The organism is Thermocrispum agreste DSM 44070 (assembly GCF_000427905.1).
Lineage (GTDB): Bacteria > Actinomycetota > Actinomycetes > Mycobacteriales > Pseudonocardiaceae > Thermocrispum > Thermocrispum agreste.
Window position 1 is genome coordinate 215,609 of the sequence record NZ_KE386604.1, and the last position, 18,258, is coordinate 233,866.

Annotated in this window: 19 protein-coding genes; 15 read left to right on the forward strand and 4 right to left on the reverse strand. The window is 69.2% G+C overall.

Features of this window, described 5'->3' with window-relative positions:
• Positions 1-32 precede the first annotated feature (32 nt).
• Together YWY_RS0115745 and YWY_RS0115750 are read left to right on the forward strand one after the other, a co-directional pair.
• On the forward strand, positions 33-860 hold the full coding sequence (locus YWY_RS0115745) for an SDR family oxidoreductase (RefSeq protein ID WP_028848399.1): 828 nt from the start codon (positions 33-35) through the stop codon (positions 858-860).
• A 62-nt stretch (positions 861-922) separates the two neighbouring features.
• The gene (locus tag YWY_RS0115750; protein ID WP_028848400.1) at positions 923-1,966 is read left to right on the forward strand and encodes an LLM class flavin-dependent oxidoreductase; all 1,044 of its coding nucleotides are present in this window, start codon (positions 923-925) and stop codon (positions 1,964-1,966) included.
• 75 nt (positions 1,967-2,041) lie between these two features.
• On the opposite strand, the gene YWY_RS0115755 is transcribed toward YWY_RS0115750, so the two are convergent.
• From YWY_RS0115755 to YWY_RS0115770, 4 genes are all read right to left on the reverse strand, one after another.
• The gene (locus YWY_RS0115755; RefSeq protein ID WP_028848401.1) at positions 2,042-2,506 is read right to left on the reverse strand and encodes a MaoC family dehydratase; all 465 of its coding nucleotides are present in this window, start codon (positions 2,504-2,506) and stop codon (positions 2,042-2,044) included.
• Positions 2,507-2,577: 71 nt separating this feature from the next.
• Positions 2,578-3,843, reverse strand: coding sequence for an MFS transporter (locus YWY_RS0115760; protein WP_156899299.1), 1,266 nt, complete (start codon positions 3,841-3,843; stop codon positions 2,578-2,580).
• A gap of 5 nt (positions 3,844-3,848) precedes the next feature.
• Positions 3,849-5,021, reverse strand: coding sequence for an NAD(P)/FAD-dependent oxidoreductase (locus YWY_RS22355; protein ID WP_051310339.1), 1,173 nt, complete (start codon positions 5,019-5,021; stop codon positions 3,849-3,851).
• Entirely contained in the window at positions 5,018-6,292 is a 1,275-nt protein-coding gene (locus tag YWY_RS0115770) for a cytochrome P450 (RefSeq protein ID WP_028848403.1), read from the reverse strand. The genes YWY_RS22355 and YWY_RS0115770 overlap by 4 nt, the downstream gene beginning before the upstream one ends.
• A gap of 161 nt (positions 6,293-6,453) precedes the next feature.
• On the opposite strand from YWY_RS0115770, the gene YWY_RS23825 reads away from it, so the two are divergent.
• From YWY_RS23825 to YWY_RS22360, 13 genes are all read left to right on the forward strand, one after another.
• Positions 6,454-6,651: a ferredoxin gene (locus YWY_RS23825; RefSeq protein ID WP_084609314.1), complete on the forward strand. Its 198-nt coding sequence runs from the start codon at positions 6,454-6,456 to the stop codon at positions 6,649-6,651.
• A gap of 129 nt (positions 6,652-6,780) precedes the next feature.
• Positions 6,781-7,956 carry an MFS transporter gene (locus tag YWY_RS0115780; RefSeq protein WP_028848404.1) on the forward strand — a complete coding sequence of 392 codons (1,176 nt, stop codon included), beginning with the start codon at positions 6,781-6,783 and terminating at the stop codon, positions 7,954-7,956.
• A gap of 62 nt (positions 7,957-8,018) precedes the next feature.
• Positions 8,019-9,179, forward strand: a complete 1,161-nt coding sequence (locus tag YWY_RS0115785) for an acyl-CoA dehydrogenase family protein (RefSeq protein ID WP_028848405.1) — start codon at positions 8,019-8,021, stop codon at positions 9,177-9,179.
• A 9-nt stretch (positions 9,180-9,188) separates the two neighbouring features.
• A complete protein-coding gene (locus tag YWY_RS0115790; protein WP_028848406.1) occupies positions 9,189-9,701 on the forward strand; it encodes a nuclear transport factor 2 family protein in 513 nt (170 codons plus the stop codon).
• Positions 9,698-10,264, forward strand: coding sequence for a nuclear transport factor 2 family protein (locus YWY_RS0115795; RefSeq protein WP_028848407.1), 567 nt, complete (start codon positions 9,698-9,700; stop codon positions 10,262-10,264). Before YWY_RS0115790 ends, YWY_RS0115795 begins: the two co-directional genes overlap by 4 nt.
• Before the next feature lie 492 nt (positions 10,265-10,756).
• A complete protein-coding gene (locus tag YWY_RS0115800) occupies positions 10,757-12,508 on the forward strand; it encodes a flavin-containing monooxygenase (protein WP_038045449.1) in 1,752 nt (583 codons plus the stop codon).
• A 16-nt stretch (positions 12,509-12,524) separates the two neighbouring features.
• Positions 12,525-13,376 (forward strand): mycofactocin-coupled SDR family oxidoreductase, encoded by an 852-nt coding sequence (locus YWY_RS0115805; protein ID WP_038045451.1) that lies wholly within the window; start codon positions 12,525-12,527, stop codon positions 13,374-13,376.
• Between the two features lie 175 nt (positions 13,377-13,551).
• On the forward strand, positions 13,552-13,956 hold the full coding sequence (locus YWY_RS0115810; protein WP_028848410.1) for a nuclear transport factor 2 family protein: 405 nt from the start codon (positions 13,552-13,554) through the stop codon (positions 13,954-13,956).
• A 46-nt stretch (positions 13,957-14,002) separates the two neighbouring features.
• Complete coding sequence (locus YWY_RS0115815; RefSeq protein WP_028848411.1) at positions 14,003-15,556, forward strand: AMP-binding protein; 1,554 nt, start codon at positions 14,003-14,005, stop codon at positions 15,554-15,556.
• Positions 15,549-15,983: a hypothetical protein gene (locus YWY_RS0115820; RefSeq protein WP_028848412.1), complete on the forward strand. Its 435-nt coding sequence runs from the start codon at positions 15,549-15,551 to the stop codon at positions 15,981-15,983. Before YWY_RS0115815 ends, YWY_RS0115820 begins: the two co-directional genes overlap by 8 nt.
• A complete protein-coding gene (locus YWY_RS0115825; protein ID WP_245566699.1) occupies positions 15,980-16,414 on the forward strand; it encodes a MaoC family dehydratase in 435 nt (144 codons plus the stop codon). The genes YWY_RS0115820 and YWY_RS0115825 overlap by 4 nt, the downstream gene beginning before the upstream one ends.
• Positions 16,415-16,419: 5 nt before the next feature.
• Positions 16,420-16,866: an acyl-CoA thioesterase gene (locus YWY_RS0115830; RefSeq protein ID WP_051310440.1), complete on the forward strand. Its 447-nt coding sequence runs from the start codon at positions 16,420-16,422 to the stop codon at positions 16,864-16,866.
• A gap of 4 nt (positions 16,867-16,870) precedes the next feature.
• Positions 16,871-17,377 carry a nuclear transport factor 2 family protein gene (locus tag YWY_RS22360; protein WP_051310340.1) on the forward strand — a complete coding sequence of 169 codons (507 nt, stop codon included), beginning with the start codon at positions 16,871-16,873 and terminating at the stop codon, positions 17,375-17,377.
• Positions 17,378-18,258 lie beyond the last annotated feature (881 nt).

Sequence of the window (18,258 nt, forward strand, 5' to 3'; positions counted from 1 at the left end):
GTCGAAGGGCAGCAGCACAAGTGGGAGAAACCATGCGACGTTTCGAGGGCAAGACGGCCATCATCAGCGGCGGCGCCAGGGGGCAGGGCCGATCGCACGCGCTGCGCCTGGCGAAGGAGGGCGCGAACGTCGCGATCCTGGACATCGCGGATCAGATCGACACCGTCGTCTACCCCATGTCGACGCTCGAGGACCTGTCCAGGACCGAGCAGGAGCTGAAGGAACTCGGCGCCGAGGTCCTGGCGATCCAGTGCGACGTCCGGGACCAGGCGGCCGTCGAGGCGGCCGTGGCCGCGACCGAGGAGCGCTTCGGCGGTATCGACATCGTGCTCGCCAACGCGGGCATCATGGCCAGCTACGGCGAGCGCAAGCACGACATCCAGGCGTGGCACGACACCGTCGCGACCATGTTGAGCGGCGTCTACTACCTGCTCCGCGCGGTGACTCCCGGGCTCATCGAGCGCGGGCGCGGCGGCGCCATCTGCATCACCGGCTCCACCTCCAGCTTCCGCGGGGTCGCCTACAAGCCGGAGATGCTCAATCCCGGGCAGATGGGCTACGGCGCGGCCAAGCACGGCGTGCTCGCGCTGATGCGGAACTTCGCGATGGCGCTCGGCAAGTACGGCGTGCGGGTCAACACCGTCATCCCCGCCGGTGTGCGCACCAAGATGATCGACAACGAGTTCTTCGGCGCCGACCTGGCCGACGACGCGCCGGGTGGCTGGATGGCCAATGTCATGGACCATGGTCCGGTCGAGCCCGAGGACATCACCAACGCGGTGCTGTGGCTGTGCTCCGACGAGGCGCGCTTCGTGACCGGGCAGGCGCTCGCCGTGGACATGGGGACACTGCTGGTCTGACCGGGTGCAGTGAGCAGGCCCGCCCGTCCGGCCCGGTCGGGCGGGCCGGAAAGAGACGACAGATGGAATTCGGCATCCTGATGGGGGACCAGCCGGTCTCCACGCCTCCGGAGGAACACCTCGACCTGATGCTGCGCAAGGTGGAGGCCGCACAGAAGGCCGGCTTCACCTACCTGACCATCGGCCAGCACTTTCTCTACGACGGGTTTCGCTGGTTCCAGCCGGTGCCGCTGCTGGCGCGGCTGGCGGCGGAGCTGGACGACCACGTCAAGATCGGCACGACCGTGCTGATCGGCCCGCTGCACCACCCGGTGCAGCTGGCCGAGGACCTGGCCACCCTGGACGTGGTGACCCGCGGCAAGCTCGTGGTCGGCATCGGCACCGGCTACCTCGAGCACGAGTACGAGGTCTTCGGCAAGCCCTTCCAGCGGCGCTACGCGCTGCTGGAGGAACTCATCGAGGTGATGACGAAGGTCTGGACGCAGGACCGGGTCACCCACCACGGCACGTTCTTCCACATCGAGGACCGGCCGACCCACCTGCACCCGGTCCAGAAGCCGCGCCCGCCCATCTGGCTGGGGGCGATGAAGGAGACGGGAGTGCGCCGGGCCGCCCGGCACGGCGACGTCTGGACGATCACCCCGCAGCAGACGATCGATCAGGTCGAGGACCTGATCGGCGCGTACATCGACGAGCGCACGAAGTACGGCCTGCCGCTGACGAAGTTCCCGCTGCGCCGGGAGCTGCAGCTGGGCACCGACCCGGAGGACGCCCTGCACAAGTTCGCCGAGGTGGCGCGGGTCAAGTACGTTTCGTATGCGGGCCAGGGCATGCAGCTGCTGGACAAAGAACGGGTCGAGCGGGACTTCCTGGCGAACGTGCGGGAACACGTGCTGTTGGGCAACGGCGAGCAAGTCCGCGCGCAGATCAGGGAGATCGCCGGTCGGCTGCCGATCGGGCCGCTGCTGGTCCGCCCGCACTGGCCGGGAATGGACGCCGAGCAGACCGCCGCCTACCTGGAGGAGGTCGGCCGCGAGGTGGTCGAGCCGCTGAAGGACCTGCAGAGCATCGGGTTCGAGGAGCTGGCGGCGAAACAGCCTGCCTGATCTCGCTTCCCTCCGTGGTCAGGCACCACATGAGGGGCCCCGGGCCGATTCGGTGACCTGGGGCCCCTCGTGGTGTCAGGACTTCGCGTCGGTGGGGCGCTTGAGCATCAACCCGGCCCGGTGGGCGATGTGCACCAGCTCGTCGCGCTGGTTGTAGCCGCGGTGCTCGAAGTACACGATGCCGGCGTCGCTGCGGCTCTTCGACTCCCGCTTGCCCAGGATGGTGGTCTCGGCGCGCAGCGTGTCGCCGTGGAAGACCGGGTTGGGGAAGTCGAACTTGGTGTAGCCGAGGTTGCCCAGCGTCGTGCCCATGGTCAGGTCGTAGACGATCATCCCGCCGATCAGGCCCGCGGTGAACAGGCTGTTCACCAGCCGCTGGCCGTACGGCTGGGTCGCCATGTACTCGGCGTCCAGGTGGATCGGGGCCGGGTTCATGGTGAGCGAGGTGAACAGGATGTTGTCCGCCTCGGTCACCGTGCGGCGCCAGGGGTGCTTGAACTCCTGCCCCTCCTCGAACTCTTCGAACCACATGCCGGGCATGGCTGCTCCTCTCGTGCTCGTCCGCTGTCGCAGGAGACACCGCAATTTTAGGACAATGATGAATATTGTTTCTAGGAGAAGCTCGTGGTGGAGTGCGTTCGGCGTTCCGCGGGATGCATCCCGACGAGCAGCAGGATCCCGGCGGCGCTGACCGCGAAACACAGCCAGAAGCTCGGCCCGAGGCCGCCGGTCAGGTCGGAGAGCGCGCCCATCAGGAACGGGCTGGCGGCACCCGCGGTGAACGACAACAGCATGGACATCGCGCTGAGCCGGGTGGCGTCCTCCGGCGAGGTCGCCTCGTCCTGCACCGTGACCAGGGCCAGGCTGCTGGCTCCGCCGATACCGAACCCGGCCAGCAGGGCGCCGGGCAGGGCCCACGCGTGCGGTTGCAGGCTGAGCAGCAGCAGGCCGAGCGTGGCGGCGAGCATCACGGTCGCGAAGACCCCGCGGCGCTTGGGGGTGCGGTCGGTCAGCGGCGTGAGGGTCAGCATCGACACCAGCTGGACGCCCTGGAACAGCACGAGGTAGAACGCGGCGAGCCCGGAGCCGATGCCGTGCTCCATGAAGAGGCTGGGCAGCCAGGCGATCACCCCGAAGCCGAGGAACATCGGCACGCAGTAGACGGCCGAGACGAACCAGGCGCGCTTCTCTCGGAGCGGGAGCGAGACCCGGCGGCGCCTGCCGTCGGCGCGCGGCATCCCCCGTCCCGTGGCTCGCACCCCGATCATGGCTGCCACCAGGGCCAAGGCCGCCACGCCCCACACCGACAGCGCGACCCGCCAACCACCGAGGTGGTCGGTGACCGGTTGTGCCGTCCCGGCGGCCAGCCCGACGCCGAGCGCCATGGAGGTGGAGTAGATGCCGGTGGCCATGCCGCGCAGCCGGGGCAGGTAGTGCGCGATGAACGCGGGCACCAGGGTGGAGGTCGCGCCCAGCACCCCGCCGATGAGGCCGGCCGAGACGATCAGCGGCACCACCGCGTCCATCATCAGGCGGGAGAGTTCGGCGACGCCGAGCAAGGCGAGCAGGGCGATCATCGCGCGATCCGTGCCGAGCCGGGAGGTGAGCGCGTGCCCGAGGGGAGCGCAGACCGCCATGGCGAGGATCGGCACGGAGGTCAGCAAGCTCGCCTCGGTCGCACTGAGCGACAGCTCGTCGCTGATCACCGGCACCAGCGGCGGTGTCACGCCGAAGATGGCACGCAGGTTCACCCCGGTCGCGACGACCAGCGCCAGCGCCAGCCACGTCGACAGGCGCCGGGCCGGCTGGCGGACGGGGTGGGCCGGGGCGCCTGCCACGGTGGGGTCGGTGGCCATGCCTGCCTCGGGCCCACCCACCCGGATCACGCCAAGGCGGAGACCGGGCCGCCCACCGCGGTGCGGGCCTTGACCAGGTCCTTGCTGAGGTCGACCCCGAGCCAGGCGGTGAGCACCCCGTCCCGGCTCCACACCGCCCGCAGCAGCGAGCCGTCGTCGGCGGTGTCGACGGTCAGGTCGTCATTTGGGCCGTGGACGCCGACGTACTGCAGTTTGCGCCCGAACTGATCGGACCAGAAATAGGGGACCGGATCGTGCTCGGGGCCCTGCTCCCAGTCGAGCAAGCTGGCCGCTGCCGCGGTGGCGGCCGTGCTCGCTTCGTCCCAGTGCTCGACCAGTCGGTGGGTACCGGTGTGCGCGGTCCAGCGCTGCGCCACGTCACCGAGCGCAACCACACCCGGGACGGAGGTGCGGCAGCGGGTGTCGGTCAGGATCCCGCGATCGGTGGCGATGCCGGAATCGGCCAGCCAGCCCAGGTCGGGCCGCACACCGATGCCGGTGACGACGACGTCGGCCGCCAGGACGGTGCCGTCGGCGAGGTGCACGCCGTCCGCTTCGACCGACTGCACGGCGGTGGACGTGCGCAGATCGATGCCGTCCCACCACGGGCGCGTCGCCGCGCCGACCTCCTCGCCGAGCGCTCCGCCCAACGGCTGCGCACCGAGCTCGAGGCAGGTCACGTGGCAGCCGGCGGCCTTGGCGGCGGTGGCCACCTCGGCGCCGATCCAGCAAGCCCCGACGATCACCACACGCGCACCGGGCACCAGCTCCTTGCGCAGGGCGAGTGCGTCGCCGAGGGTGCGCAGGGTCCGTTGGGGTCCGTCGCCGGGCAACCGCAGCGGCGTCGCGCCGGTCGCGATCGCCAGCGCGTCGTAGGGCATCTCACCGGCCTCGGTGTGGACCGTGCGGGCGGTGGTGTCCAGCCCGACGGCCCGAGTGCCCAGGCGCAGGCCGACGCCCAGCTTCTCGGTGTCGAAGGGCAGTGGGGCGTCGTCGCGTTCGCCGGCCAGGACGGCCTTGGACAGCGGCGGCCGGTCGTACGGCGGAACCTCTTCGGCGCTGAGCACGGTGATGCGGCCGGTGAACTTCTTGCGGCGCAGGGCGGCGCAGAGCCGCGCGGCGGCCAGGCCGCCGCCGACCACCACGACGTTTCCGTTCTCCGGATCGAGTACCGCCTGGCCGTTGGCTCCGCCGCTCACTTGCCTGACCTGGTGTAGTGGTCGGGGAACAGCGGCTTGTCGCCGAGCAGCCGCTTGCCGGGCGTGAACGTCACCGGGATGCGGTGGTAGCCCGCGTTGGTTCCCTGGTCGGGGTAGGTGACGAGGTTGTCCATGTCGACGACGTAGTCACCCATGCGAGCCAGCACCTGGCGGATCATCTCCCGCGCCATGGCTTTGCCGAGGTGGGAGCCTGCGCAGCGGTGGATGCCGATCCCGAAGGCGACGTGCCGGTTCGGCCACCGGGTGATGTCGACCTTGTCGGGGTCCTTGAACTGCGCGGCGTCCCGGTTCGCCGACGCCCAGGACAGCAGCACGCGGTCGCCCTTGCGCATCGGGCAGCCGTGGAACTCGACGTCCTTCATGACCGTGCGGGCCAGCGCCTGGGTCGGGGAGAAGACCCGGAGGAATTCCTCGACCGCGATGTCGATCATCGACGGGTCGTCGATCAGGCGCTGCCGCTCGCCGGGGTTCTGGTACAGCCACACCAGCGCCTGGGTCACCAGCGACGCGGTGGTGCCGACCCCGCCGGAGATGACCAGCTCGAGGATCGAGTAGATCTCGTCGTCGGTCATCTTGCGGCCGTTGACCTCGGCGTTGATGAAGTGCGTGGTGGCGTCGTCCGCGGGGTGCTTGCGGCGGTAGGCGATGTGCTCGCGAACCGTCTTGTTCACCCACGGGACCGCCACCTCGGCGGCGTGCTGGTACTCCGGCGACCCGGGGGCGGCCGAGACCAGCGTGTGCATCGCGTCGACGTACTGCTGGTACTGCGCGGGATCCAAGCCCAGCCAGTCGATGGTCACCGCCGCGGGCACGCCTGCCACGACGGCCAGGTCGGCCTCGCCCTTCTCGATGATGGTGTCGATGAAGCCCGTGACGTAGTGCTTGATGGTGTCGTGCAGCTTCTCCACCGCTGCGGGCGCGGTGACCTGGTTGACCACCTTGCGGTACGGGCGGAACTCCGGCGGGTCGAGCTCGATCGGGATGTGGAACGCGGTGGGCGCCTTGGGAATGGTCACCGACAGGCCTGGGCCGCCGTACTCGTCGTGCCGCCCCGAGGAGAACGTGTCGTCGTCGCGTGAAGCCTCGAAGACCGCCTGGTAACTGGAGAGAACCCAAAAGCCGCCGTGGGCCTCGGTCCAGGCGACCGGGGTTTCCTCCCGGAGCTTGCGGTAGATGGCCACGTGGTCCTTGGCGTGTTCGGCCGAGTGGTGGTCGAACTGGACGACAGGGCAACGCTGCTGGTCGGACATCGAATCCATCCTTCTCGAGGCCAAGGGGTTCCCTGTGACGGGAACTACCATGATAATGGTTATACGCAGCCCGGCGTCAAGCGAAAGAGTGACGGCGACACGGCGTTGCTCCCGGGCGGTACGGACCGGCACCGTGGTGTGACGAGTCAGGAGGACCATTCATGAGAGTTATCGCCGACCTGGACAAATGTCAGGGTCACGGCCTGTGCCGGATGTCGGCGCCGGAGGTCTACGGCGTCACCGAGGACGAGGGACAGGTCATCGTCAAGTACGACGGCGACATCCCCGAGGATCTGGAGGACAAGGCCGCGCTCGGTGTCGAATCCTGTCCGGAGCTTGCGCTGCGTATCGAGGACTGACGGCGTCGGCCGTCGGTCGGCATGATCCGGCAGAGCTCCCGGGCACGGCGCCTGGGAGGCTCCGCCACGGCCCGTGGCCCTGGCCCTCGGGGGTCCCGGGGGTGGGCGGCGGGCCTGCTCGCGTTCGGGGTGCTCGCCACGGCGATCGCGGTCCCGACGTGTCTTGGTGTCCTGGCCGTCGACGTCACCGTCGACCTGAACCTGGGCGACGCCGGCTTGGGCCTGGTCGTCTCGGCCTTCTGGGCCGTGACGGCCGTGGCGGCGCCGGTGGCCGGAAGGTGGGTCGACCGGGTCGGCTGGCCGGCAGGCGTCCGGGTGGGTGCGCTGGTGACGGCGGCCTGTCTGGCGAGCTGTGCGCTGGTCGTCGACTCCTGGGTCGCCTTGCTGGTCGTGTTCGCGATCAGCGGTGTCGGCTACGGCCTCTGCTCGCCGACCAGCAACCTGGTCGTGGTCGAGCTCGTGCCGCCCGCGCGTCATGCCTCGGTGCTGGGGATGAAGCAGACGGCTCCGCCGCTGCTGATGGCCGCGGCCGGGGTCACGCTGCCCTGGCTGGCTCACCTGCTCGGCTGGCGCGCGGCCATGGCGGCCGTCCTGGTGCTGCCGGCTGTCGTGTTGCTGCTGGCGTGGCGCGGCGCTCGGGGGCACCGGGCCCGCTCGCGCTCCGTCTCCCGTTCGTCCCCGGTCGTCCGGCGCGCTGAGCGAAGTGTCATCGCGCCCATGGCCGTCGCCGCCGGGCTGGGTACCTTCTCGGTGGCGACGATCACCGGTTTCGCCGTCCTCACGCTGGTTTCCGCCGGACTGTCACCGGTCGTGGCGGCGGGTGTGGTGTCCGGCGGAAGCCTGCTCGCCGTCGTCGTCCGGGTGGCCGCCGGGCGGTTTCTCGACACGCGCCCGGCCTCCGACGTGACGCCGTTGCTGGCCGTGATGGCGCTCGCCGGGATCACGCTGGGGCTGGTGGCTGTCGGCGTCACCGGTCTCGATGCCGGCGAAGGGGCAGGTGCTCCGTGGCGGGCGGTGGTGGTCGCAGGCGTCGTACTCGCGCTCGTTGCCGCCTGGACATGGCCCGCCCTGCTGCTCATCACCGTGGTGCGCACGGTGTCCGCTCCCGGCGCGGCCAGCGGCACGGTCCAGCTGGGCAGCGGTATCGGATCCGCGGTGGGGCCGAGCGCCTTCGGTGCCTTGTCGGACGCCGGTGGCCGGGGCTGGGCGTGGGCGGCGATGGCCGTGGCCACGGTGGCCGCCATGGTCCTCGTCCGCCGGGGAGGGCGCCGTGCCGCCGCGCCGCGGTCGTCGCTCAGGGGGTGACGCGACCGCCACTTAGTGATAATAGTGATAATGAAATTCGGCTGGCGAGAGCGGGAGACGCCATGGACTTCGGCGTGAACGAGACCCACGAATCCATCCGGGAGGCGGTGCGAGCCATGTGTGCTCGCTTCGACGACGACTACTGGATGGAGAAGGACGTCAAGCACGAGTTCCCGTGGGAGTTCTACCAAGCGGTCGCGGATGCCGGCTGGCTCGGCCTGACCATCCCGGAGGAGTACGGCGGCGGTGGCCTCGGGGTCAGCGAGGCCGCGATCGTCGAGCGGGAGATCTCCGCGTCCGGAGCGGGCATGGCGGGCTGCTCCGCCGTGCACATCGGCATCTTCGGTTTCGAGCCGCTGATCAGGCACGGCAGCGAAGATCTCAAGAAGCGTTTCCTGCCCCGTGCGGCGGCCGGTGACCTGCACGTCTCGTTCGCCGTGACCGAGCCGGATGCGGGCACCGACACGCTCAACCTGACCACCCAGGCGCGCAAGGTCGACGGCGGCTGGCTGGTGTCGGGCAAGAAGGTGTGGATCACCAAGGCGCAGGAGGCGGAGCGGATGTTCCTGCTGGTCCGCACCTCGCCGCGGGAGGGCAAGGGGCATCGCGGCCTCACCCTGATGTTCGCGCCCATGGATCGGGAACGCGTCACCATTCGCGAGATCCCGAAGATGGGCAGGCACGCGGTGGACACCAACGAGCTGTTCATCGACGACCTGTTCGTCCCCGACGAGGACGTCATCGGCGAGGTCGGTGAGGGCTTCAAGGTGATCCTGAGCGGGCTGAACGCCGAGCGGGTGATCTCCGCCAATGCCGCGCTCGGCCTCGGCGAAGCGGCGTTGCGCCGGGCCGTGGCCTATGCCAACGAACGGGTCGTCTTCGGCCGTCCGATCGGCAAGAACCAGCTCATCTCCGGCCAGCTCGCGGAGGCCAGGATCCGGCTGGACGCCGCGACCGCCATCTGCGACAAGGCCGCCTGGATGATCGACAACGACATTCCGTGCGGGCGCGAGGCCAACGAAGCCAAGTTCCTGGCCAGCGAGGCGGGCTTCCACGCGGCCGACGTGGCGATCAACGTGCACGGCGGATACGGCTACGCCCGCGAGTACCACGTCGAGCGCTACTTCCGCGAGGCGCGGCTCAACCGCATCGCCCCGATCAGCCAGGAGATGGTGCTCAACTACATCGCCGAGCACGTGCTCGGGCTGCCGCGGAGCTACTAGGACGCCGGCATGGATCAGGCACTGCTGAAACGGCTCGAGGTGTTCCACGCCGCGGCCGAGTTGATGCACCGCTATCAGGCACTGGTCGACGCCAAGGACGTCGACGGGCTCGCCGGCCTGGTGACCGACGACGTGGAGCTGGTCAGGGTGCAGGGCAACCGGAAGGGGCGCGAGGCGTTCCTCGATCTCTACCGCGAGTTCGCGGCATCCGACGTCGAGCTCGCCCAGCACATGCTCACCAACCTGCAGGTCTCGCCGCTCGGTGGGGAGCGCTACCAGGTGGACGCGTGCTTCTGGGTGATCACCACACACCGCACGGGCGAGGCGCGCCAGGTGTGGGGCCGGTATCGCAACGACATCGTGCAAGCCGACGGCGAGTGGCGGATCGCGGCGAAGCGCATCTCGGTCACCGGCATCGCCATCGTGCCCGAGGACGCGTTGGTGCCCGCGGACGTCACTTCGTTCGGCCCGCTGCCGCGTCGCGTCACCACCACCGAGCACGGAGGGGAGCGAGTGCGATGAGCACGCAGCAGACCATCGAGCAGCGGCTGCGCCGGATCGAGGACCGGCTGGCCATTCACGACCTCGTGCACCTCTACGGGTTCGTGATGGACGAGCGCGACCTCACCGGGCTGGACAGCCTGTTCACCGAAGACGCTCACCTTGGCTCGGACGACGGCGTGTTCGACGCCACCGGCCTCGACGAGATCGCGCGGGTCTACCAGGCCAGGTTCGACGCGCTCGGTCCCACCCACCACTTCGTCCACTCGGTCATCCCGCGCTTCGACGACGGCGACCCCGATGTCGCGCGGGGTCTAGTCAGCGGGCACGCCGAGCTGGTCCGGCAGGGCGAAACCATGGTCGTGGCGCTCCGCTACCGCGACGTCTACCGGCGCACCGAGCGCGGCTGGCGGATCGCCGACCGGGTGATGGGCTACATGTACTACCTGCCCGTCACTCAGTACGCCGAGGTGTTGAAGACGGAGAACCGCAGCCTGGTCTACGGCGACCCGCGCCCGGCCGACTGGCCGTCCGTGCTGCACGGTCACGACCTGGACTGGCTGCGCGCGTTTTACACCGGCTAGGGGCAGCGGTGATCGCGCCGGGCGCAGCCCGGCGGGTTTCCTGTGTGGTTGGTCGTGGCCGTGGTTGTGTCCGGCGTCGTTGGGTGGCCGGGTGGTGTCCTGGGTCGTCGAGCGTGGTTTCGGCGGGTTTCCTGTGTGGTTGGTCGTGGCCGTGGTTGTGTCCGGCGTCGTTGGGTGGCCGGGTGGTGTCCTGGGTCGTCGAGCGTGGTTTCGGCGGGTTTCCTGTGTGGTTGGTCGTGGCCCTGGTGGCGTCCGGCATCGTTGAGCGGCCCGGCGGTTTCCCGCGTCGTCGAGCGAGGTCCGGCGCCGTCCCGTGCCGCTGAGCGCGAGCGGGCCACTCGGCATCGTCGCAGGTCAGGCGCTTGTGCGCGAGTGACCTGTAGGTCAGCCGTCGCAGCTCGAGCGTCCGAACGGAGTCTTGCCAGTGTTGATCGTGATTTGCTTCACTGCCCTCAATATTCATGATTACCGATATCAGGATTGGGGTCGACGGTGACGCTCGATCAGCAGGTCGTTCCGGACCTTGACGCCACAGTGCGTACGTGGCTCGACCGGTTGCAGAGTGCACTGCGTGACGGCGCGGCCGGCGCGACGGCGGAGCTGTTCCACTCGGATGCCTGGTGGCGAGACCTGCTCGCCTTCACCTGGGACTTGCGTACGGCGCACGGGCACCAGGCGTTGGCGGCCAGGATCACCGAGGCGCCTCGCATGGGCGACGTGACCTTCACCCTGCTCGACCGTCCGACGCTGGTGGAGGCCGGTGCGGAGCCGTGGGTGCAAGCCCTCTTCGAGTTCCGTACCACCGTCGCGCGAGGACGCGGGGTCCTCCGGCTCGTGGAGCGGGACGGCGCCTGGCGCGCGTGGACGCTGCTCACCGCGATGGACGAGCTGATCGGGCATGAGGAGCGGGTCGGCACACGGCGGCCGTTCGACGGCGTCGACGGGCAAGCAAGGACCTGGCCCGAGGCCCGCGAACGGCAGCGGGAGTTCACCGACGGCGACCCGGAGGTGGTGATCGTCGGGGCGGGCCACTCCGGCCTCGGCCTGGCGGCGCGGCTGGGTTGCCTCGGCGTCCCGACGCTGGTGATCGAGCGCCATCAGCGCGTCGGGGACGGGTGGCGCAACCGCTACGACTCCCTCGTTCTGCACGACCCGGTGTGGTACGACCACCTGCCGTACCTCCCGTTCCCGCCGAACTGGCCGGTCTACACGCCCAAGGACAAGCTCGCCGACTGGCTCGAGTTCTACGCGCACGCGATGGAACTCAACGTCTGGACCGGCTCCGAACTCACCGAAGCGGTGCGGGAGGGCGACAGCTGGACGCTGATCGTGCGGCGCGCCGACGGCAGTCAGCGCACCGTTCGCCCGCGGCACCTGGTGCTGGCCACCGGGGTGAGCGGCACCGAGCCGAACATGCCCGAGCTGCCGGGCGCGGACGAGTATCGCGGGTTCGTCTGCCATTCCAGCCAGTTCCCGCACGGCGTCGACTTCTCCGGGAAGAAGGCGGTCGTCGTCGGCACCGGCAACAGCGGTCACGACCTCGCCCAGGAGCTGTTCGACGGCGGCGCCGAGGTGACCATGATCCAGCGGTCACCCACCTACGTGGTCAGCCTCGCCGGGTCGGCCATCGCGATGACCGGTCTGTACGAGGAGTCCGGCCCGCCGACCGACGTCGCTGACCTGCTCGGCGCGTCGTTCCCGTTCAAGTGCGCCCCGGAGATGCACCAGGCCACCACGGCGGCCATGGCCGAGCACGACAAGGAGCTGCTCGCCGACCTGGAGAAGGCGGGCTTTCTGCTCACCTCCGGGATCAACGGCACCGGCGCGCTTCAGCTGTTCCTGCAACGCGGCGGCGGCTACTACATCAACGTGGGCTGCTCGGAGCTCATCGCCGACGGCTCGATCGGCCTGCGTTCCGGGGTCGAGGCGGTCCGGTTCACCTCGACCGGGCTCGAGCTGTCGGACGGCAGCACGGTGGACGCCGACGTCGTCGTCTTCGCCACCGGCTACCTGGGCATGCGCGAGACCGCCCGGCGCTTGCTCGGCGACGAGGTCGCGGACCGGTGCGGGCCGGTCTGGGGGTTGGACGACGAGGGCGAGCTGCAGGGCGTGTGGCGACGCTCCGGACAGGACGGCCTGTGGTTCATGGGCGGGAACCTCGCGATGGCCCGCTTCTACGGCAAGTTCCTCGCACTGCAGATCAAGGCGCATCAGGTGGGGCTGCTCGAGTCCCGCACCAGGTGAAAGGAGGCAATCCAGCATGAGCGCACCGGGGGCACCGCTGGACGGAAAGGTCGCACTGATCACCGGAGCCGCGCGGGGGCAGGGGCGCAGCCACGCGTTGCGGCTCGCCCGGGACGGCGCGGCGATCATCGCCGTGGACATCTGCGCGCCCATCGGCAGCGTCGAGGGTTTCTACGACCTGGCCACGCCGGACGACCTCGCGGAGACGGTACGACTGGTCGAGCAGGCCGGCGGCCGGATCCACGCCGCCCAGGCCGACGTGCGGGACATCGAGGCGTTGACCGCAGCGGTGAACGCGGGCGTGGACAAGTTCGGCAGGCTGGACGTCGTGGTGGCCAACGCGGGCATCTTCACCTTCGGTGAAGCCACCCACGAGGTCAGTGAGGACGCCTGGCGCGAGCTGATGGACGTCAACGTGACGGGTGTGTGGCACACGTACAAGGCCGCGGCCCCGCACCTGCTGGCTGCCGGTCCCGGTGGCTCGGTGATCATCATCGCCTCGCTGGCGGGTTTCAAGGGCCTGGCCAACGTGGCGGCGTACACCACGACGAAGCACGCGATCGTCGGCCTGATGAAGGTGCTCGCCAACGAGCTGGGCCCGCACGGCATCCGGGTGAACACCATCCATCCCAACTCGATCGACACCCCGATGGTGAAGAACACCCGCACCTACAAGCTGTTCCGGCCCGATCTGGACGAACCCAAGGCCGAGGACGCCGAAGCGTCCTTCGCGAGCCTGAACCCGATGGGCAAGGCGTGGATCGAGCCGGAGCACGTGTCCAACGTCGTCGCCTGGCTCGCCGGGCCGGAGTCCTACTACGTCTCCGGGGGCCAGATCCCGGTCGACGGCGGTGCGTCGGTGCATTGATCGTGGTGCGGTCCATCCGCCGCCGGGAGCGCGACGCAGTCCTTCCGGCGTTCGCGGCGCCGTCGGCCGCATGGATGGGCAGCGGGGCATGACCAGGTGAAACGGCGCTTGCCTCGTGACAGAAACCATATGTATAGTTCTCAGCATTATCCCGTTTTGGATGTGAGGAGACGTCATGTCCGACCGCGCCGCCATCGAGAACCTGCTCAACCGCTACTCCCTGGCCTACGACCTGCCCGATCTGGACATGATGGAGTCGGTCTTCACCAAGGACGCGGTGTTCACCCTGGTGATCGCCGGCGGCGACCCGGTGACGTTCGAAGGGCGCGACGCGATCATGAAGCTGATGCGCGACTCGCTGGCGCAGCAGACCGATCAGCGTCGGCACAACAACAGCAACCTGATCATCGACGACTCCGACCCCGACGTCATCCGCACCACGCACTACCTCACCCTCCTGGCGACCGAGAACGGCGAGATCTCCCTGCTGTCGGCCGGGGTCTACCGCAACGAGATCGTCGAGGAGGAAGGGCAGCTCAAGATTCGCAAGCTGCACCTGGAACTGGACAAGTCCTACTGACCAGAGCACCAGCCCGACAAGCCGCGGCAACCCACGGAGACCAGCGATGAACCAAGGACTCATTCCTGCCAAGTGGGCACGCCTGACGCCGTCCCGGCAGGCGATCTACGACGCCCCCAACGACCGTCGCGTCACCTGGCGCGAGCTGGACGAGCTCGTGCGCCGCATGGCCAACGGCCTGCTGGACCTCGGCTTGTCCAAAGGCGACCGGGTGGCGATGCTGTCCCGCAACTGCGTGGAGTACCAGGCGCTCTACTTCGCCGCGGGCCGCGCCGGCCTGGTCACGCAGCCGCTGAACTGGCGGCTGGCCGCCCCCGAGCTGATCAAGGTGGTCAAGGACGCCGCGCCGAAGGTGCTCATCACGCAGAACGAGTTCCTCCCGGTGGCCAAGGAGATCGAGCGCGAGGTCGACCTGACCGCTTCGTTGTCCTTCGGGGAGGGCTCCGACGGCAGTCTCGACGACCTGATCGCCCGCTCGTCGGACGCCGAGCCAGAGCCGAGCGCGCACGTGTCCGAGGACGACCCGTTCTTCGTGCTCTACACCGGCGGTACGACAGGTGAGTCGAAGGGCGCGGTGCACACCCACCGCAGCGCCGCGGCCGGGATGCTGAACCAGACCGTCGCGGAACGCATCGTGCCGTCGGACGTGTACATGCTGACCGGGCAGATGTACCACATCCCGATCGTGCTGGCGATGAACTACCTCAAGCACGGCTGCCCGCTGGTGCTGATGAACTTCGCCCCGAAGCTGGCGCTGGAGCTCATCGAGAGCGAGAAGGTCTCCGCCTTCCTCGGCGTGACCACCATGCTGAACTGGATGATGGCCGAGCCGAACTTCGCCAGCTACGACTTGTCCAGCCTGCGCAACATCCAGTACGGCGGCGGTCCGATGCCGTCGCACATCGTCCGGCAGGCGCTGGACGCGTTCCCGTGCACGCTGATCCAGGGTTACGGCCAGACCGAGGGCACGACGATGACGTTCCTCTCCCAGGAGGATCACATCGACGCGCTGAACGGCATCCACCCGGAGCGGCTGCGCTCGTGCGGCCGGGAAGGCTTCATCACCACCGTGCGGGTGGTGGACCCGGAGGGCAGGGACGTGCCCAAGGACGGCAAGACGCCCGGCGAGATCATCGTCAAGAGCCCGGCCAACATGATCGGCTACCTCAACCGTCCCGACCTCACCGCGAAGACGCTGCGCAACGGCTGGATGTGGACCGGCGACATCGCCACGTGGGACGAGGACAACTACGTGTTCATCGTCGACCGGGCCAAGGACATGATCATCTCCGGCGGCGAGAACATCTACTCGGTGCAGGTCGAGGAGGCCATCGCCACCCACCCCGCGGTGCTGGAGTGCGCGGTGATCGGCGTGCCGGACGACGAGTGGGGTGAGGTCGTCAAGGGCTTCGTGGTGCTCAAGCCCGGCCAGCAGGCCACCGAGCAGGAGATCATCGACCAGGCGAAGAAGCACCTGGCCAGCTACCAGAAGCCGCGCTCGGTCGAGTTCGTCAAGGAACTGCCCAAGGCGCCGACCGGCAAGATCCTCAAGCGCGAGCTGCGCGCTCCCTACTGGGAGGGCCGCGAGCGGAATGTCTGAGCCGGACGGCTACGCCGACCGGGTCGGGCGGGAGTTCCCCGGCGGTGAGTACACGCTCGCCCCGTGGCGTGCCTGGCTCACCGCGGACGCCTTGCTCGACGACCCGTACGACGAGGTACCCCACCCCGTACTCGCCTGGATGGCAGGTGTGTCGGGGTGGGGGCTGACGTGGGACGAGTTCTTCGCCTGGTTCGACGCCACCGCCGACGACGGTCCGATGTTCGGCGAGCACCGCACCACGTTGTACCGCCCGCTGCGGATGGGCGCCACCTACCGTGTGTCCGGGCGGGTGGTCTCGGTCGAGCGCAAGGTCGGCCGTAAGGCGGGCACGATGGACATCGTCGGATACGAGCTCGACCTGCACGTGGCCGGCGACCACGTGGCCCGGTGTTTCAACTCGATCATCTTCCCGCGGAGGTCGGCGTGAGTCAGCACATCAGCACCCAGGCCCGCGACGTCCAGGTCGGCACGGAGATTCCGCCGCTGGAGCTCACGGTCGACCCGGAGAAGATGAAGGTGATGACGGCGCTGCTCGCCGATCCGAATCCGATCCACTTCGACCCCCGCGCGCTGGCCGCGCTCGGCATGCCGGAGCGCACCGTCAACCAGGGCCCGTTGAACATGGGCTATCTGCAGACGATGCTGGCCAGATGGGCGGGCGGCCGGGACCGGCTGCTGTCGTTCCAGGTGCGCTTCCGGGGCAACGTGCTGGCGGGCGACCGGGTGCGCGCGCAGGGAACCGTCACCGCGATCGAGGACACCGAGCGCGGCCGGGTGGCCACGTGTGACATCAGCCTGGTGGTGGTGGGCGGCGCGGAAGTGCTCACCGGCACCGCCGACGTGATCATCGAGGAGTAGTGAGCATGGCCCTGGTCCACGAGCCGAGCGAGGGGCGGCTGGCCTTCCAGCTGGCCTACGGCGACACCGACACCGTCGGCATCGCCTACTTCGACATCTACTACCGCTGGATGGAGCGCTGCTACTCGACGTGGCTGTACTCGAAGGGCATCCGCAGTGGTCAGATGGTCGACGACCTCGGCATCGTCACCGTGGGGATCAGCTCGGGGTGCCGCTACCTGGACACCGTCAAGGTCTTCGACGAGATCGTCTGCCAGGCGGTGAGCGAGCACATCGGCACCAGCTCCTATGCCGTCGGCTTCGAGTTCACCAGGGGCGATCAGCTGGTGACCAAGGGACAGATGGTGTTCGCCGCCCGCAACCCGGACGACTTCAGCAAAGCGGCGATCCCCGAGCGGCTGCTGAAGGCGTTGCACTCCCTGCCGGAACCGCGGTTCGACGTGAAGGTGTGACGTCGTGGTCGACCAGGTGCAGCGGCTGCTGGATCGCGAGGCGCTGCGTGACCTCACGGCCCGGTACGCGTTCGCCGTGGACGACCACGATCTGGACGCGCTCGCCACGATGTTCCACCCGGACGCCGTGTTCGACCGGGACGGCGAGATCGCGCGCGGGTGGCCGGAGATCGCGGCCATGCTGGGCGCCTCGATGCGCGGGTTCCGGCGCATGATCCACACGCCTCATGCGGTGGTCGTCGACCTGACCGGGGACGACGAGGCGACCGGCATGTCGAGTGGGCACGCGGAGCTGGTCACTTCTCGTGGGGTGCTGCTGGCCGCCTACCGCTATGCCGACCGGTACGCGCGGCACGAGGGCCGCTGGGTGTTCACCCGCCGCGAGGTCCGCTTCCTCTACGCCACCTCGGCGACCGAGTACGCCGCGACCCTGCCGGACACCGACCGCGTGCGCTTCCCGGGCGAGCCGCCACGCGCCAGCGCAGTGACACCACTCGCCGCTGGCCACTGACCTGAGACGGGTGGCATCAGCCAACGGCCGGAAGGTCATGACCGCCACGGGGGCTGGCGCACTTGCGTCCCCTGGGCGCCCCGGATGTCGTGGGGCCGGGCCGGTAGCTCCATGTGTGCCACAGGCCTGACGTCGGAGTCATGGTTCCCCGGACGCCTTGGCTCCGCGGCGGTGTCGCTGGCTGCTGGACGCCCCGGCTCGGTGTCGGTCGGTCGCTGCTGGCTGCGTGAGTCTGGGGTTGGCGATCGAGCTTCCTGACGTCTGGGCACGGGGGAGTGGTTTTCCGGCCACGGCCGGAGCCCGTTGGCGGTCTCCGTCGTTCGGCGGCCGTCGAGGTGTGGGCTCGGTATCCGTGCCTTTCGGACGCGTCGGTCACGTGGTGGTGTCGTGTCTGGTGGGCGCCTTGGTTGTGCTGGCGGTGTCCGTGGTCGTCTGGTCGTCGAGGTGCGGGTGGGTGTTCGGGGTTTCGGGGTGTCTTGGTCGTGGGGTGGTGTCGTGTCTGGTGGGCGCCTCGGTCCTGCTGGCGGCCTCCGTCGCCTTCCGGCCGCCGAGGCACCGGTGCTGGCCGTAGCTCGATGAGTGGCCCCGGCGCCGGTGCCCGTGGGTTCCCGGGACGCCGCGATCCGGCGTCGGTGTCCACTGCAGCCCCGGTCGCTTCGCCCCAGCGTCAGCGTCCGTTGGTCCCCGGTCCCTGCGGCGCCTTCGCCGAGCTCCTCCGGCCCGCGTCGGTGCCGGCGGATTCCCGGCCGCGCGGGCCACAGGTGACGTATCGGCACCAATGATGCGCAGGGATATTGACACAACGCTGATCATCATATTCACTCTTCAGGGCGACAGTGTGACATGCACCATGGCCCCCTCAAAGGCCCTCAAAGGAGAGA